Source organism: Aquipseudomonas alcaligenes NBRC 14159 (assembly GCF_000467105.1).
Lineage (GTDB): Bacteria > Pseudomonadota > Gammaproteobacteria > Pseudomonadales > Pseudomonadaceae > Aquipseudomonas > Aquipseudomonas alcaligenes.
In genome coordinates this window covers 20,645-36,299 of sequence record NZ_BATI01000020.1, presented here as the reverse complement: position 1 = coordinate 36,299, position 15,655 = coordinate 20,645, and the positions used below count along the sequence as shown (strand labels likewise).

The following is a 15,655-nucleotide window of genomic DNA, read 5'->3' as shown; positions in this document are numbered from 1 at the left end:
TTCCCCATGCATCAACTGACCCTGGCCGAGATCGCCCGCGGCCTGAAGGACAAGACCTTCTCCTCCGCCGAGCTGACCGACGCCCTGCTGGCGCGCATTGCCCAGCTCGACCCGCAACTGAACAGCTTCATCACCGTGACCGCCGATCTGGCGCGGGACCAGGCCAAGGCCGCCGACGCCCGCCGTGCCGGTGGTGAAGACGGCGCCCTGCTCGGCGCACCGATCGCCCACAAGGACCTGTTCTGCACCCAGAACGTGCTGACCAGCTGCGGCTCGAAGATCCTCACCGGCTTCAAGGCGCCCTACAACGCCACCGTGGTCGAGAAGCTGGCTGCCGCCGGCACGGTCACCCTGGGCAAGCTGAACATGGACGAGTTCGCCATGGGCTCGGCCAACGAATCCAGCCACTACGGCCCGGTGAAGAACCCCTGGGACCTGACCCGCGTACCGGGCGGCTCATCCGGCGGCTCGGCCGCCGCCGTGGCCGCGCGCCTGCTGCCGGCTGCCACCGGCACCGACACCGGCGGCTCGATCCGCCAGCCAGCCGCGCTGACCAACCTCACCGGCATCAAGCCCACCTACGGCCGGGTCTCGCGCTGGGGCATGATCGCCTACGCCTCCAGCCTCGACCAGGGCGGCCCGCTGGCCCGCACCGCCGAGGACTGCGCCCTGCTGCTGGGCGCCATGGCCGGCTTCGATCCGAAGGACTCGACCAGCGTCGACCAGCCGATCGATGACTACCTGGCCGCATTGAGCCAGCCGTTGGCCGGCCTGCGCATCGGCCTGCCGCGCGAATACTTCGGCGCCGGCCTCGATGCACGCATCGGCGAGAAGGTCATGGCCGTGGTCGAGGAGCTGAAGAAGCTCGGCGCCACCGTCAAGGACATCTCGCTGCCGAACATGCAGCATGCGATTCCCGCCTACTACGTGATCGCCCCGGCGGAAGCCAGCTCCAACCTGTCGCGCTTCGACGGCGTGCGCTTCGGCTACCGCTGCGAGAACCCGGTCAACCTCGAAGACCTGTACAAGCGCTCGCGCGGCGAAGGCTTCGGCGCGGAAGTGAAGCGGCGCATCATGGTCGGCACCTACGCCCTGTCCGCCGGCTACTACGACGCCTACTACATCAAGGCCCAGCAGATCCGCCGGCTGATCAAGAACGACTTCGTCAGCGCCTTCGCGGAAGTCGACGTGATCCTCGGCCCGACCACGCCGAACCCGGCCTGGAAGCTCGGCGAGAAGAGCGCCGACCCGGTCTCGGCCTACCTGGAAGACATCTACACCATCACCGCCAACCTCGCCGGCATCCCGGGCCTGTCCATGCCCGCGGGCTTCGTCGACGGCCTGCCGGTCGGCGTGCAGCTGCTCGGCAACTACTTCCAGGAAGGTCGCCTGCTCAACGTCGCCCATCAGTACCAGCAGGTCACTGACTGGCACAAACAGGCACCCGCCGGATTCTAAGACATACCCTCCCCTCTCCCATTCATGAGAGAGGGGCCAGGGGAGAGGCTAAGCACCCAGCGCACTCTCCCCAACCCTCTCCCGCCAGCGGGACAGGGGGCAGCCCGCAACAGATTTGAGGGACATTCAAGATGCAATGGGAAACCGTGATCGGGCTGGAAATCCACGCCCAGCTCAGCACCCAATCGAAGATCTTCTCCGGCAGCGCCACCACCTTCGGCGCCGAGCCCAACACCCAGGCCAGCCTGGTTGACCTGGGCATGCCCGGCACCCTGCCGGTGCTGAATGCCGAGGCGGTGCGCATGGCCTGCAAGTTCGGCCTGGCGATCGACGCGCACATCGCGCCGCAGAACGTCTTCGCGCGCAAGAACTACTTCTACCCGGACCTGCCCAAGGGCTACCAGACCAGCCAGATGGACCACCCCATCGTCGGTAAAGGGCACCTGGACATCACCCTGGAAGACGGCACCGTCAAGCGCATCGGCATCACCCGCGCACACCTGGAAGAGGACGCCGGCAAGAGCCTGCACGAAGACTTCCACGGCATGAGCGGCATCGATCTCAACCGCGCCGGCACGCCGCTGCTGGAAATCGTCTCCGAGCCGGATATCCGCTCGGCCAAGGAAGCGGTGGCCTACGTGAAGGCCATCCACGCCCTGGTACGTTATCTGGGCATCTGCGACGGCAACATGGCCGAAGGCTCGCTGCGCTGCGACTGCAACGTCTCCATGCGCCCGAAAGGCCAGGAAGCCTTCGGCACCCGCGCCGAGATCAAGAACGTCAACTCCTTCCGCTTCATCGAGAAGGCGATCAACCACGAGATCCAGCGCCAGATCGAGCTGATCGAGGACGGCGGCAAGGTGGTCCAGGAAACCCGCCTGTACGACCCGAACAAGGACGAGACCCGCTCCATGCGCGGCAAGGAAGAAGCTAACGACTACCGTTACTTCCCCTGCCCCGACCTGCTGCCGGTGGTGATCGAGCAGAGCTTCCTCGACGAGGTGCGCAGCCAGCTGCCCGAACTGCCAACGCAGAAGCGCGAGCGCTTCGAGAGCCAGTACGCCCTGTCCGCCTACGACGCCAGCGTGCTGTCCGCCAGCCGCGAGCTGGCCGAGTACTTCGAGCAGGTGGCCAAGGTCTGCGGCGACGCCAAGCTGGCCGCCAACTGGGTGATGGGCGAGCTGTCCAGCCTGCTCAACAAGGACAACCTGGACATCGACCAGTCGCCGGTCTCCGCCGAGCAGCTGGGCGGCATGATCCTGCGCATCAAGGACAACACCATCAGCGGCAAGATCGCCAAGATGGTGTTCGAGGCCCTGGCCGCCGGCGAAGGCGCCAGCGCCGACGAGGTGATCGAGAAGAAAGGCCTCAAGCAGGTCACCGACTCGGGCGCCATCGAGGCCATGCTGGACGAAGTGCTGGCCGCCAACGCCGAGCAGGTCGAGCAGTACCGCGCCGCCGACGAGGCCAAGCGCGGCAAGATGTTCGGCTTCTTCGTCGGCCAGGCGATGAAGGCCTCCAAGGGCAAGGCCAACCCCGGCCAGGTCAACGAGCTGCTGAAGAAGAAGCTCGAAAACTAAGAGCGCAACGCCGGGGCAACCCGGCGTTCCTTTCTCCGGGAGCCGCCATGCACAAGATCGCGACTTTCATCCTGCCCCTGGCGCTGCTGGCCGGTTGCGCCAGCCAGCCAGAGGCGCAGCGACCCACGCCACCGGTATCGCCCCCCAAGACTGCTCCAGTGGTCAAGGCGCCGCAGCCGGCCGTCAAACCCAAGGCCGAGCCCAGCTACCAGGCCCAGGGCAAGGCCTCCTACTACGCCGCGCGCCACCATGGTCGGCGTACCGCCAGCGGCGAACGGCTGAACAACAATGCGCTCACCGCCGCGCACCGCGAACTGCCGTTCGGCACCCAGGTGAAGGTTACCAACCTGAGCAACGAGCGCTCGGTGGTGGTGCGTATCACCGACCGCGGCCCGCATGGCCGAGGCCGCCTGATCGACCTGTCACAGGCCGCCGCACGCCAGCTGGACATGCTGCGCGCCGGCGTGGCGCAGGTGCGCGTGGAAAGCCTGGACGACTGAAGCAAGGCGCAACACTCAGGGACTGCACGCAATACCCGCACTTGGCTATGCTCTGGCGATTTTGCGCAAGGAGCTCAGCATGACCCTGATGACGTTCGTCTACCTGATCGCCGGCCTGGTGCTGCTGGTGGCCGGCGCCGAAGTGCTGGTACGCGGTGCCGCCCGGCTGGCCGCCCAGTTCGGCATCCCGCCGCTGATCATCGGCCTTACCGTGGTGGCCTTCGGCACCAGCGCGCCAGAAACCGCGGTAAGCGTGCAGGCCGCCCTCGACGGCAGCGGTGATCTGGCCATCGGCAATGTGGTCGGCAGCAATATCGCCAACGTCCTGCTGATCCTCGGTGTCACCGCCCTGATCGCCCCGCTGCTGGTGTCGCGCCAGCTGATCCGCCTCGACGTGCCGATCATGATCGGCGCCAGCCTGGTGACCTGGGCCCTGGCCTGGGACGGCAGCCTGAGCCGCCTCGACGGCGCCCTGCTGTTCGCCGGCATCCTGGCCTACACGGCCTTCCTGATCATCAGCAGCCGCCGCGAGAAGAAGGCCGAGGCGAGTGACGAGTTCGAGGATGAGTACGGTCTGCACGAGGCGCCCAAGCCTTACGCCTGGGCCATCAACGCGGCACTGGTGATCGTTGGCCTGGCTCTGCTGGTCGGCGGCGCCAACTTCCTGGTCGAAGGCGCCGTGCAACTGGCCCGCGCCCTGGGCATGTCGGAGCTGGTGATCGGCCTGACCGTGGTCGCGGTGGGCACCTCGCTGCCGGAGCTGGCCACCTCGGTGATGGCCGCCATCAAGGGCGAGCGCGATATCGCCGTGGGCAACATCGTCGGCAGCAACATCTTCAACCTGCTCTGCGTGCTGGGCCTGGCTTCGCTGGTATCGCCCAATGCCATCCCGGTAGCAGCCAATGCCCTGGCCTTCGACTTCCCGGTGATGATTGCCGTGGCCATCGCCTGCCTGCCGATCTTCTTCAACGGTTACTCGATCAACCGTTGGGAAGGCGCGCTGTTCGTCGCCTATTACGCGCTCTACACCACCTACCTGATCTTCAACAGCAGCGGCGCGCCCTGGCTCGGCGCCTTCCAGCACGCCATGCTGACCTTCGTCCTGCCGCTGACCGCCGTGACCCTGGCGGTGATCGGCGCCCGCGCCTGGCACCGCCAGCGCTGATCTCCGGAGTACCGCGATGAGTGACAACCGCCAACAGGGCGAACAGGTGCGCCGCGAAGTGATGGGCGACGCCTTCGTCGACCGCGCGCTGAACAATGCCACCGACTTCACCCAGCCGCTGCAGGAGTTCGTCAACGAACACGCCTGGGGCGGGGTCTGGACCCGCGGCGTGCTGGAGCGCAAGACCCGCAGCCTGATCACCCTGGCCGCCCTCACCGCGCTGAAGTGCCCGCAGGAACTCAAAGGCCACGTACGCGGCGCGCTGAACAATGGCTGCACGGTGGCGGAAATCCGCGAGGCGCTGCTGCACTGCGCGGTCTATGCCGGTGTGCCGGCAGCTATCGACGCCTTCCGCGCGGCGCAGGAAGTGATCGATGCCTGGCAGGCGCCTGAGGCCTGAGCCGTAGGAGGGGTGCAACCCGCGTGCAATGCACCCTGGGTAACGCGGGTTGCACCCGCCCTACATCGTTCAGGGATAGCTGAAACGCTTTACCAGGGTCAGCTCGCCCGGCGCGCGCATGGGGATGAGGAAGGACTCCTGCTTCTCGTTGGAGCTGCCCTCGCCGCTGATCAGCGTCACCTGGGCCGTGGTCAGGTCCTGCGCCATGTTGCCCTCGGAACCCTGCCCGCCACCGTAGTAATTGACGTAAACCAGGTACTCGCCCTTGAGCGGGGTCGGCGAAGCGATCATCTCCGGGCCGAAGCCGCCGGTCACGTCCACGTCCAGCGCCGCGCCGTTGGCCAGGGCGCGCTCGCCATACCAGACATGGCCGCCATCGGGCGTCACCAGGTGCAGGTCGAGGTCGGTGTTGTCGCTGTCCCAGGACAGCACCACGCGCAGCTTGGCCGGCGTCTCGCCGCTGCCGTTGTTGTAGAACTGCACGCGGCGTACCTGCTGGCCATCCGGGCTGCGCACCTCGACGTTATTGCTGCCGGCCGGGAACACGAAGGGCCGGTCGAAACCACCGCCCTCCTGCACCTTGAGCGGCATGCTCAGGCCGTTGACCACCAGGCGCGCCGGCGCGCCGCTGGGCGCCTTGTCGGTGGCGCTGATCTGCCCGCGGATGCGTGCGCTGTCGCCCTGGTCGGGCGCGCTGTTGACCGCCGAGGCCGGGTAGTTGACCTCCTGCATGAAGTGCGCGCCCTCGTCCGAGCCGGTGCGCCAGCCGGCGCGCGGGGTGTCCAGGGTGATGCCGGCGAACGCGCCGAGCGGCATGGCGCAGGCCAGGAAGGCGACCGAGTAGAAACGATGAGTCATGGCTGAGCTTCCAGCAGCAGATGGCGGGCGAGGCCCTCGATATAGGTTTCATCCTGGCCGTTCGGATGAGCGTCGAAGGCCAGGTGCAGGTATTCGTGAGCCAGGTCGAGGCGATCCTGCAGCGACAGCAGGCCGCGCACGTAGATGCGCCGGCGCTCACGATCGACGTGCGGGTTGCCGCTGTACAGGCGGCACACGGCGAACTCGGCAGTCTCGGCATAGCCCGGTTCGCGGTCCAGCAGCTCGCGCCAGCTGCGGCGCTGCTTGTGCAGCCAGTCCTCGGCGGCGGGCAGCGGCTGGCAGGCGGCCACCGGCCGATCCCAACGGCTCAGGCTGGCACGCGGAAAGGCGCGGGCGAGGATGGCGTCGTAGCGCAGACCGGCCTGGGCCTGCTCGACGGCCTGACTCCAGGCCAGGCGATCCGCGCCAGGCTGGTCGGCGTGATAGGTGACGGGGCTGCCGGCCAGTACCAGATCGGCGGTCCAGGCGGCGATCGCGAGCGCGGCGGCGCTCGCCGGACGCGGCGCCATCCGCTGCTGGGCGCTGCTGTCGCGGATCGCCAGGCATTCGCCACGGCGCTCGCCGTTCTGCAGCAGGTAACTGCGGATGCTCACCGCCAGGGCCTTGGCCGCCTCGGCCGGCTGCGCCGTCGCCTCGCGGTCCAGCACCCGCGCCACGTATTCCTCGCGGCTCAGGCGCGCCACCAGGCGCGGCTGCTCGCCAGCGAGCAGGAACAGCTCACCAAGGCTCTCGATCTCCAGTTCATTGCCGTTGGCGAACGCCACCCGATAGTGCCCGCGCAACGCGCCGGACTGGCTCACCATGTCGCCATTCGCGCGACTGAGGCCGCGCAGCGGATAACGGTCGAACAGCGCCACCTCGACGCAGCCGCCCGGCTCCACCGGCCAGGGTGCCGGCAGCACCTTGCCGAGGGCCTCGGCATGACGCTTGAGCACGCCCTGACTGGTACCGGAGCCGCCGGCCCAGAGGGGCGTGCCATCGGCCAGCCAGCCGGCGAAGCCACCCTGGCGCGCCTGGGCGTCGCCATCGGCCAGCCAGCTCCAGGTCTTCACCCGCAGGCGCCCGCCGAGCGGGCCGAGCAGCGCGCCGTCGGCGGCGCTCACCGGAACATCGAGCAGCACGCGGCGCGCCTCGGCCTGGGCCGGCAGCGTGGCCAGGCTGTCGAGCAGTTCGCTCACCGCCAACCGCCGCTGTGGCTGCAGGCCGTCGAGATCGAGCAGCCAGTCCGGCGCGCGGCGCGCCTGCCAGTAGTCGCGCCACTCGCCGGCCTGCAGGCCGAGGCGCTGCGGCGCGAAGTACAGGCCGCAGGAACGCACCAGCGCCTGGTCGCGATCGATGCGCTCGCCGGCCTTGCAGCAGTACACCTCCTCGCGATCCTGGCCGGCGCAGGCGTAGCCCGGGTCGGGCAGGCCGCGATCGATCTGGTAGGCGTAGACGAACAGCTTCCACAGGCTGCCCAGCGGCGCTTCCAGACCGGCCGGCAACGGCTCGCGGGAGAGTAGCTGCTGCCCGTCCAGACGCAGCAGCTCGGCGCCCTGCGGCGTGTGCCAGGCCAGCTGCAACGGCGCCGGCCCGGCCGACGCCAGCAGCGGCGGCAACAGCGCCAGCCAGGCGAGCGCGCGCATCCTTACTCGACCTTCAGCTCGGCCAGTGCCGGCTTCTGCTCGAAGGCCTGGGCCTGCGGGTCATACATGCGCGAGTAGCGCGCCGGCGGCAGGTGGAACTCGCCCTTCTGCGAGAAGCGCACCAGGTGGCGCAGCACCAGCTTGCCCTGCAGGCTGTCCACCGGTACCGCGTAGAGCAGTTGGCCCGGCTCGTGACGGGCCTTCTCCAGCGGCGCCGCCTCTTCGGAATCCAGGCCACTGACCTGCAGGCCCCAGGTGGTGCGCTCGACGTCCGCCCCCGGCGGCAGCGGCACTTCCAGCAGACCGTAGCGGCGCGGCGTCTCCGCCTCGCTCTCCAGGGTGATCTCGTCGAGATACAGCTGATCGCCGGAGATCGGACCGTCGCCCACTTCCTCGGCACTGAAGCTGAATGCCGCCTCGCCCGGCACCAGACGCAGCAGGCGACGGCTGACCTTCACCTCCAGCGGGCCGCTCGGTGGGGTAGCGGCGCTGTCGTAGCTGAGTGCGGCGACCAGCGGGCTACCCAGCTCGGCCGGCAGTTCCAGAGTGCTCGGCGGCTGGCTGCCCGACCATTGCCACAGGGTTTCGCCGCTGACGCCCTCGCGAGCCTGCCAACCGGCACCGGGTTGCGGTACGGCAACCGCCGGGGCGTCACCCAGGCGGCGCTGCAGCCAGGTCAGCGCCAGGGCGCGCTCCAGAGTGGCCTGGGCCGGGGTCAGGCGCTGCAACAGCGCGTTGATCTGCAGCGGATCGACCGGACCGCGGGACAGGCGCACCGCCTCGGCGAACGGCTGGGTGCTGGCCGCCACACGCTCACGGGCAGCAGCCAGGCCGACGGCGAAGCGTGGCGGCAGGCCGATCTTGCTGCCGGCCATATCGGCGGCGAGCACGCGAGCCAGGTCCAGGCCCTGGCGCGAGTCCGGGTAGGCCATCACCAAACTGGTCTCGCCACTGTCGTCCAGCGCCACCTCCTGACCTTCGTCTGCGTTGGCCAGGTCTTCCAGCAGGCCCTTGAGCAGGGTCTCGGTGGGCAACTGCATCTCGCGGGCGAAGCCGAGGATCAGCGCACGTTGCAGCAGCGGCACACTCGGCGCCTGCGCGGCGTAGATATCCAGCACGCGCTGCCAGTGTTCCGGCGGCAGCTGCACGGCCAGGGCACGGCTGGCGTGCCAGTCGGCGTAGTAGGCATAGGCGGTGAGGAAGGCATCGGCGTTCTCGCCCTCGCCCCACCAGGTGAAGGTCGCTTCCGGGCCGGCCATCTGCACCAGGCGCAGGCGGCTGTTCTGCATGATCAGGCGCAGGCGTTCGCCGATGCGCGCCTCGCCCTGGGCCAGCGTCGGGTAGGCCAGGCTCAGCGGCAGCAGGCGGCTGGAGGTCTGCTCGACGCAGCCGTAGGGATATTCCAGCAGGTCGTCGAGGGCCGAGCGGAACAGTGCCTGAGTGCTGTCACCGAGGCGCAGGCGGATATTGCCGGCGTCCGCCGGCAGGTTCAGCGGGTTGCTGCCCGGGTTGAGCGCCATGTTCTGCACATGCAGGCGCTGCCAGCCTTCGCCGACGACGCGCAGGCCAACGGCCAGGGCGTCGATCCGCTTGCCGTCCCGCACCAGCTCGGCAGTCAGCTCGTCGGCAGCCAGGGCCGTCGGCGGCAGGGCCAGGTAGTTGGCGCCACGGGCCAGTTCCACCTTCTGCCGCTGCTCCTGGCCGGCGAAGCGGGTCACCAGCTCGGCCTCGGTCTCTTCTTCGCCCTGGTTGAAGGCGAACAGGCCCAGCTGCGGCTTGTCGCCGTCGCGGAACAGGGTCGGCCCGCTCCACTTCAGGTACAGCGGTTTCTCGGAGCGGATGAACTGCTTCTTCTGCCCGACTTCGCCGCTGTCGTTGACCGCACGCACGGTGATGCGCCAGCGGGTCAGCGAGTCGGGCATGCGGAAGCTGAAGCGCGCCTTGCCGTCGGCATCGGTGACCAGATCCGGCTGCCAGGCGGCGGTGTCGACTTCCTCGCGGCGCGGCCGCTCCAGCACCTTGACCCCGCGCTCGCTGCGGTTGGCCCGGCCCGGTGCAGTGGCGTCGCCCGGCAGGGCCACGTCGTAGCTGATAAACGACAGGCTGGCGCTGGTGCGCACGTTGTTGCGTCGCGGGTGGTAGAAGAACTGGTCGATGCCTGGGGCAATCTCCGGCTGCAGGGCGTAGATCATCTCGTCCACCACGCTCACGGTCAGGCGGCTGGCGGCCGGCTGGCCCTTGAACTGGGTAGAAAGGTCGACGGTGACCGTCTCGCCCGGCGCGTAGAGCTCCTTGTCGGTACTCACGGCGATCTCGATCTGCGCCTTGGCCACCTTGATCCCGGCGTTCTGGAAGCTGTAGTCGCCTCCCTTGGTGTAGAGCACCGAGAAGGTCAGGTTGGGCGCGAAGTGGTCGTCCACCGGGATGCGCGCGCGGTACTGGGTGTCGTTGAGCTTCTCGAGCTTGAGCCAGTCGCCGCCGCTGGACAGCAGTGCGGTGGCCTCGACCTTGTCGCGCTCCAGGCTCAGCAGCGCGTCGGCCACCGGCTCGGGGAAGGTGATCAGCGCCAGTGCCTCGTCGCCCGGCTGGTACTGCTCGCGGTCGAACACCACTTCGACGGTGCCGGCCACTGCCTTTAGCCCGCTGCCGCTGACCGAGTGGCCGGTGGCGCCGAGGATCAGGCCGTGTTCGTCCTTGAGGGTGATGTTGTAGGTGCCGGGGTGCTCGAAGCTCAGGCTGAAGCCCTGCTCGTCTTCGCCCAGGCTGGCGCTGTGTTTGCTCTGATCCTCCAGACGCACCCACTCGTAGCTGGCCGGTTTCAGCTCGGTCGGCTGCTCGCTGCGGTAGCTGAACTGCACGGCCTCGCCGGCCGCACTGAAGCGCTGCGGCGCCTCCAGGCGGTAGCGGGCGGCGCCGCGCTCGATAAGGATTTCCTTGCTGGTCTTGACCCGGTAGGCAGCGCCGTCGCTGGCGAACAGAGTCAGCAGGTAGCGGCTGGGCTTGTCGGCGGCCGGCAGCTCGAAAGCGGCGCGGCCCTTGTCGTCGGTAGCCAGCTCGCTGCTGGAGAGCTCGACCGGGAACTGGCCGAGGTATTGCAGCTCGTTGTCGATCATCGACAGCTGCTGTGCACGCAGGCTCAGCTGCAGGCGCGCATTCTTCACCGGTTTGCCGTCCGGGTAGAGCAGCACCAGGTTGCCGGTGACCTTGTCGCCAGTGCGGAAGTCCGGCTTGGCCAGGTCGAGGGCGACCTCGAAGTGTGGCTTGATGTAGTCGGCGACGCGGAAGGCGCTGCTGTACAGCTGGTCGCGATAGAGGAAGCGCAGCTCGTAGCCGCCGGCCACGGCGTTGTCCGGCAGCTGGAAGCGGCCCTGGGTGCCGGCCTTGGCATCCAGGTTCAGGTCCAGGGTCTGCAGGGTAGTGCCGTTGGCGTCGAGCACCGCCAGCTTGAGCGGCGCGGCCTCGGCGGCCTTGGAGTCACGCGCGCTGGTGAACTCACGACCGACGATCTTCACCTCGACCCAGTCGCCCGGACGGTACAGCGGGCGGTCGGTGAAGGCGTAGAGCTTGGTGTCGTAGATCTCGCTGTCGTAGTAGAAGTTTTCCGAGACGAACACGCCGCCCTCGGCGTCCTCGCCGAGCAGGTAGGAACGTTCCGGGCTGGCATGCTCCAGGCGTAGCAGGCCCTGTGTATCGGTGCTGCCACTGCGCATCACGCCCAGGCCATCGGTCCACAGCACCTTGGCGCCGGCGACGGCGTTGCCCTCATGCTTGTGCGCAGTCCACACCAGCAGTTCCTTGCCGGCGATCTTGCTCACCGCCACGGTGTTGGAAACGAACAGCACGGTGGTCGCGCGGAACTTGCCGACCAGCGCCTCGACCAGGTACAGCCCCGGCTTGAGCTTGCCCAGCGGAATGTAGACGTTGCCCGGATTGACGGTGACGAACTGGCTGGACGAACCGGCCAACTCCACGCCCTTGGGCGGCTGGATGGCCTTGGCGTCCCACAGCGGGTAGCGGAACTGGGTCACCAGCGGCACGCCCTTCATCGGCGCGTATTGCGGCTGGGCCTCGAAGGGGGTCGGCGCCTTGATCGCGTCGCCCATCTTCAGCTCCGGCGCCTCTTCGGTCACCTGCACCCGCGACTCGTAGGAGAAGGCCCGCTGCATCACCCGACGCGACTTGCGGTACCAGTTGTCCCACAGGTAGGCCAGGGTGTTGGACAGCCCTTCGCCCTTGTACTGCCCCTCGGCCACCACCCGGTGCAGGTTCTTCTGCCGCTTGAGGAACTCCAGCGGCTGTTCGATGCGATACACGCGCACGTCCACGCCACCGTAGGGCTCCATCATGTAGCGCCGGTAGTCGCGACCCGGCGCTTCCAGGCGCACCTTGGCCACCTCGTCGCTGGCGAAGCTGCTGTCGGCCAGGAGGAAGAACGACTGCCCCGCCACCGGCGAGTAGCCACTGGGCTCGACGCTGTCCTCGGCCTGGGCGGCCAGCGGCAGCAGCGTGGCCAGCAGGGCCGTGGCGGCGAGACGCAGCAGGTTCATAGGCATGCTCATCGGCTGACAAAGTGCAGTCGGTAGACGCCAATGAAGTTGGGGTTGGATGCGTCGGGAATCCATCGGGTGTCCTTCCATGTCATCAGTTGCTGCAGGCTCACGGAGCGCATGCCGTTGTCGGTCGGGGTGGTGGTGCCGGTGTGGTAGACGATGTTGCGGCCCATCCAGATCATCAGGTGCTGCTCGTCGCCCTGATCGAAGAAGATCAGGTCGCCGGGGCGCGCCTGGTTGAGGTCACGCCCCACCAGGGTGCTGTTGAACTGGATCAGCTTGATCGCGTTGACGTAGGGGCCGAGCTGGCCGCCGCCCTGCTGCCACTGCTGCGCCAGGCCGCGCTGGGCATCGCTCAGTTCCAGCTCCGGCGGCAGGTAGCGATTGCTCAGGCCGTTGGCGCGTAGCCACTTGGCGTCATGGACCTTGAGCGCCTCGTTGGCGGCGAAGCGCACCAGGCCGGCACAGTCCTGCTGGTGCCAGCGCGGGCTGGGGCCCTGGCGCAGCTGCTCCTGGGCGATGCGCACGAACCAGGCGCGGAACACCTGGGACTGTTGCACGTCCAGCGCGGGCGCATTGGCCCATGCCGGCGCGCCAAGGGCGAGCAGCAGGGCACCGAGCAGCAGGTGTTTCAAAGTGCGCGCCATTCTAACGGTAGCCATTGCCAGGCTTCGTCAGCGGCCGCGTCGGCCGGCAGGCTCAGCGCGTACTTGCCGTGACCGGACAGCGAACGCAGCTTGGGCAGCAGGTTGGCCTGGGCGGCGTTGCGGAACACCGGCTCGATATCTTCCGGCAGGCTGTCCAGGGTCTCGCGTTCGAGCAGCGCGGCCAGGCTGTCCGGGGCCAGGTAGGCCGGCACCAGGGCGTTCTCCGGCAGCACTTCGGCCAGCGGCGGGAAACGCTTGTCGAGGGTCTGGGCGGCCTTGTCGAGCAGGCGGTCGTCCAGCGAGAACAGCAGGGTCGAGCCGTGGCGCGCCAGGCCGACGCGGAAGAAGGCGCGCGAGGCCAGGGCGTCCGGCTGCTCGGCGAGGTCCGCCGGGTATTGACCGAAGTTGGAACCGACCTGACGCTGCCACTTGTGCAGCTCGCCCTGGGCAGTCTCCTCGACCGGGAAGCTGCCGCCCTCGGCATAGGGCTCCCAGGCGCCGATCAGGCGGTCGAACAGCGCGCCCAGCTCGGCGTCGGTCTGCGCGCCGGGCGTGTCCTTGAGGGTGCCGACCAGCAGCGGCGAGTGCAGGCGCGAGTCCGGGTACCAGCACAGGCCGGCACTGCCACTGAGCTGGGCGGCCAGCTCGGCGGCGGCCTTGGGTTCGGCGCCGACCTTGGTCAGCAGCCGCTCCGGCAGGCCCGGTGCCACCGGCAGCGCCACGCAGGCGCTGGCGCCCATGGGCATGGCGCGCCACACCGGGGCGAAGTCGAAGGCGCCCTGCCCCTCCACCTCGTCCAAGGCCAGGAAACTGCCCCAGCCCTGGTCGTTCAGCTCGAAGCGCAGGCCAGCGAAGGCCGGCAGGAAGCGCCGGTAGCCCAGGGCGAGGAAGTCCGCGCCGAGGGTCACGCGCTGCTGCAGGGCGCCGCGCTCACCCAGGCCGAAGCGCTCGGGGAACGGATGCTGGCCGGCCAGCAGGGCTTCGGCAGCCTCTGCGGAGACCTTGGCCAGGCCTGGCGGTGGCGGCTCGATCGGAATCGGCTGGTTGTTTTCATCCACGGCCACCGGGGCGTCTTCATCGACCTCCGGTTGCGGTGCCGGACCGAACAGCATGTCGGTGCTGGACATCAGCAGCAGCTGGTCGCCATGCGAGGCGAACAGGATGGAACGGTCGCCGTTGTAGCGCAGGCGATAGAAAGGCACCGCCGCGCCATCGACCATGAACGCGCCGGCCTGGCTCAGCTGGGTGTCATCCAGCGCCACCTTGGCCAGCGGCTCCAGTACCTTGGCCAGGCCGCCGCGCTGGATCAGCACCACGAAATGGCGCAGACGGCCACCGGCGTCGCGCCACAGGGCCACCTCGGCAGGCTGGTCGAGCAGCTCGTCGAGCAGGTTGTCGCGCAGCTGCAGGTCATGCTCGTAGATGATGCGGCGCAGGCTGCCGGTCAGGCCGAGGCGGTCGGCGTTGTTCTCGTAGTAGAACACCAGGTCCTCGGTGAGGGTGTCGCGCAGAAGCGGCACCTTGAGCACGTCCTTGGGCAGGCGGCCCAGCGAGGCGCTCTCGATCAGCACGTCCGGGCGCGCCAGGTCGAGGCCCAGGTAGTTGGCTTCGACCAGTTGGCGCTCGCCCTGCGGCTCGTACTCGAGCCAGGCGAACAGGCCGGCGGCCGTCACCGGCAGGGCCACGGCCAGGCCCAGCAGCAGCGGGCGCCAGCGGCGCGGGCCCGGCGTGGCGACGGGCTCGACGGGCTCGACGGGAGTGGTGTTCTCGCTCATAGGTAAAGACTCCGCAGGAGCGTTCAGTAGTTGAAGGACTTCACCGGCAGCAGCTCGCCGATGGTGCGCAGCGGCACGACGAAGGTCTCGCGCCGCTCGTTGACGGTGTTCTCGTTGAACACCAGGCTGATCTGCGAGGTGATCACCTCGTTCTGGTTGCTGCCAGCCTGGAAGTTGTAGCCCTGGCTGCCCAGGTTGCCCCAGTAGTTGACATACACCAGGTAGGTGCCGCGCAGCGGCGCGGTCATGCTGAACATCTCCGGGCCGGGACCATCGACGCTGTCCACGTCGAGGCCACCGCCGTTGCTCATCACCGGGTCAGCCCAGTAGGCGTGCTGGCCATCAGGGGTGATCACGTGCAGGTCGAGCTCGGCCTTGGGGTCGTCCCAGCCGAGGACGATGCGCACCCGCGCCGGGGTCTTCAGGTGGTTGGCTTCATAGAACTGCACGCGACGCAGCGGCTTGCCATCGGCACGCAGCTCGACGCTGTTGGAACCGGCGCCGAAGTTGTAGGGGCGGACGAAGCGGCCTTCGGCGTCGGTATACAGAGGCAGGGGATTGCCGTTGACCGCCAGCACATGCGGCTGGCGCAGGCCCTGGGTGCCTTCGAGCTTGCCGGCGATCAGGCTGCGCCCGCGCTGGCCGCCGCGATCGATGGGTGGCGTCGGGTAGGCCACGCGGGCGTCGGCCGAGCGTTCGAGCAGGCCATCGTGACGCCAGCCGGCCGTGGGGCCTTCCAGACTGGCGGAGGGGTCTGCCCAGGCAACCGATGCCAATAGCATCAGGCTCGCCGACAACAGCAGGGGGCGCATGATTAATCCTTTAAAGGCGCTAAGTTGCCAAGGCTAGCGATTGACACGACTCCTTACAATCTCCGGCCAGCAGAACCGCACGGAGTTTGGCAGCCAATCACACTCGTGACGCCCACAGTCGACTGCGGCCGATTTTTCGCTACCCGAGCGAGCGTGACCAGTATCACAAATCGTTCAAACTTCGCCACCGCCCCCGGCGCCGTTCAGGCGGCGGAAAGCGCATAATTTCGCCCGCCGATTGCCAGTACATTCGGTGCCGCTGGC

General features: G+C 68.3%; 11 protein-coding genes. 5 read left to right on the top strand and 6 right to left on the bottom strand.

Translation table 11 applies throughout. The features are described 5' to 3' along the window. The first annotated feature begins 6 nt into the window (after positions 1-6). The 5 genes from gatA (at position 7) to PA6_RS12480 (ending at position 5,103) form a co-directional block, all read left to right on the top strand. Positions 7-1,458 carry an Asp-tRNA(Asn)/Glu-tRNA(Gln) amidotransferase subunit GatA gene (gene gatA, locus PA6_RS12500; protein WP_021701290.1) on the top strand — a complete coding sequence of 484 codons (1,452 nt, stop codon included), beginning with the start codon at positions 7-9 and terminating at the stop codon, positions 1,456-1,458. 131 nt (positions 1,459-1,589) lie between these two features. Further along, the gene (gatB, locus tag PA6_RS12495) at positions 1,590-3,038 is read left to right on the top strand and encodes an Asp-tRNA(Asn)/Glu-tRNA(Gln) amidotransferase subunit GatB (protein WP_021701289.1); all 1,449 of its coding nucleotides are present in this window, start codon (positions 1,590-1,592) and stop codon (positions 3,036-3,038) included. Between the two features lie 47 nt (positions 3,039-3,085). Next, the gene (locus PA6_RS12490) at positions 3,086-3,538 is read left to right on the top strand and encodes a septal ring lytic transglycosylase RlpA family protein (RefSeq protein ID WP_021701288.1); all 453 of its coding nucleotides are present in this window, start codon (positions 3,086-3,088) and stop codon (positions 3,536-3,538) included. A gap of 79 nt (positions 3,539-3,617) precedes the next feature. Then, entirely contained in the window at positions 3,618-4,703 is a 1,086-nt protein-coding gene (locus PA6_RS12485) for a calcium/sodium antiporter (RefSeq protein ID WP_021701287.1), read from the top strand. A 16-nt stretch (positions 4,704-4,719) separates the two neighbouring features. Next, a complete protein-coding gene (locus PA6_RS12480) occupies positions 4,720-5,103 on the top strand; it encodes a carboxymuconolactone decarboxylase family protein (protein WP_021701286.1) in 384 nt (127 codons plus the stop codon). Between the two features lie 69 nt (positions 5,104-5,172). Here PA6_RS12480 and PA6_RS12475 read toward each other — a convergent pair whose 3' ends face one another. Genes PA6_RS12475 through PA6_RS12450 form a run of 6 tightly spaced genes read right to left on the bottom strand, consistent with a single transcriptional unit; the run spans position 5,173 to position 15,391 of the window. Next, positions 5,173-5,961, bottom strand: a complete 789-nt coding sequence (locus tag PA6_RS12475; protein WP_021701285.1) for a YfaP family protein — start codon at positions 5,959-5,961, stop codon at positions 5,173-5,175. Continuing rightward, positions 5,958-7,607: a DUF2300 domain-containing protein gene (locus tag PA6_RS12470; protein WP_021701284.1), complete on the bottom strand. Its 1,650-nt coding sequence runs from the start codon at positions 7,605-7,607 to the stop codon at positions 5,958-5,960. The genes PA6_RS12475 and PA6_RS12470 overlap by 4 nt, the downstream gene beginning before the upstream one ends. Positions 7,608-7,609: 2 nt before the next feature. Next, positions 7,610-12,154: an alpha-2-macroglobulin family protein gene (locus PA6_RS12465; RefSeq protein WP_021701283.1), complete on the bottom strand. Its 4,545-nt coding sequence runs from the start codon at positions 12,152-12,154 to the stop codon at positions 7,610-7,612. An 8-nt stretch (positions 12,155-12,162) separates the two neighbouring features. Further along, positions 12,163-12,804, bottom strand: coding sequence for a DUF1175 domain-containing protein (locus PA6_RS12460; protein ID WP_043216646.1), 642 nt, complete (start codon positions 12,802-12,804; stop codon positions 12,163-12,165). Next, the gene (locus PA6_RS12455; RefSeq protein WP_021701281.1) at positions 12,789-14,579 is read right to left on the bottom strand and encodes a DUF2138 domain-containing protein; all 1,791 of its coding nucleotides are present in this window, start codon (positions 14,577-14,579) and stop codon (positions 12,789-12,791) included. The genes PA6_RS12460 and PA6_RS12455 overlap by 16 nt, the downstream gene beginning before the upstream one ends. A gap of 23 nt (positions 14,580-14,602) precedes the next feature. Beyond that, positions 14,603-15,391, bottom strand: a complete 789-nt coding sequence (locus PA6_RS12450; RefSeq protein ID WP_021701280.1) for a YfaP family protein — start codon at positions 15,389-15,391, stop codon at positions 14,603-14,605. Between the last annotated feature and the right edge of the window lie 264 nt (positions 15,392-15,655).

Coding starts and splice junctions, on each gene's coding strand:
- gatA (WP_021701290.1), top strand. CDS start 7: ATGCATCAACTGACCCTGGCCGAGATCGCCCGCGGCCTGAAGGACAAG.
- gatB (WP_021701289.1), top strand. CDS start 1,590: ATGCAATGGGAAACCGTGATCGGGCTGGAAATCCACGCCCAGCTCAGC.
- PA6_RS12490 (WP_021701288.1), top strand. CDS start 3,086: ATGCACAAGATCGCGACTTTCATCCTGCCCCTGGCGCTGCTGGCCGGT.
- PA6_RS12485 (WP_021701287.1), top strand. CDS start 3,618: ATGACCCTGATGACGTTCGTCTACCTGATCGCCGGCCTGGTGCTGCTG.
- PA6_RS12480 (WP_021701286.1), top strand. CDS start 4,720: ATGAGTGACAACCGCCAACAGGGCGAACAGGTGCGCCGCGAAGTGATG.
- PA6_RS12475 (WP_021701285.1), bottom strand. CDS start 5,961: ATGACTCATCGTTTCTACTCGGTCGCCTTCCTGGCCTGCGCCATGCCG.
- PA6_RS12470 (WP_021701284.1), bottom strand. CDS start 7,607: ATGCGCGCGCTCGCCTGGCTGGCGCTGTTGCCGCCGCTGCTGGCGTCG.
- PA6_RS12465 (WP_021701283.1), bottom strand. CDS start 12,154: ATGAACCTGCTGCGTCTCGCCGCCACGGCCCTGCTGGCCACGCTGCTG.
- PA6_RS12460 (WP_043216646.1), bottom strand. CDS start 12,804: ATGGCGCGCACTTTGAAACACCTGCTGCTCGGTGCCCTGCTGCTCGCC.
- PA6_RS12455 (WP_021701281.1), bottom strand. CDS start 14,579: ATGAGCGAGAACACCACTCCCGTCGAGCCCGTCGAGCCCGTCGCCACG.
- PA6_RS12450 (WP_021701280.1), bottom strand. CDS start 15,391: ATGCGCCCCCTGCTGTTGTCGGCGAGCCTGATGCTATTGGCATCGGTT.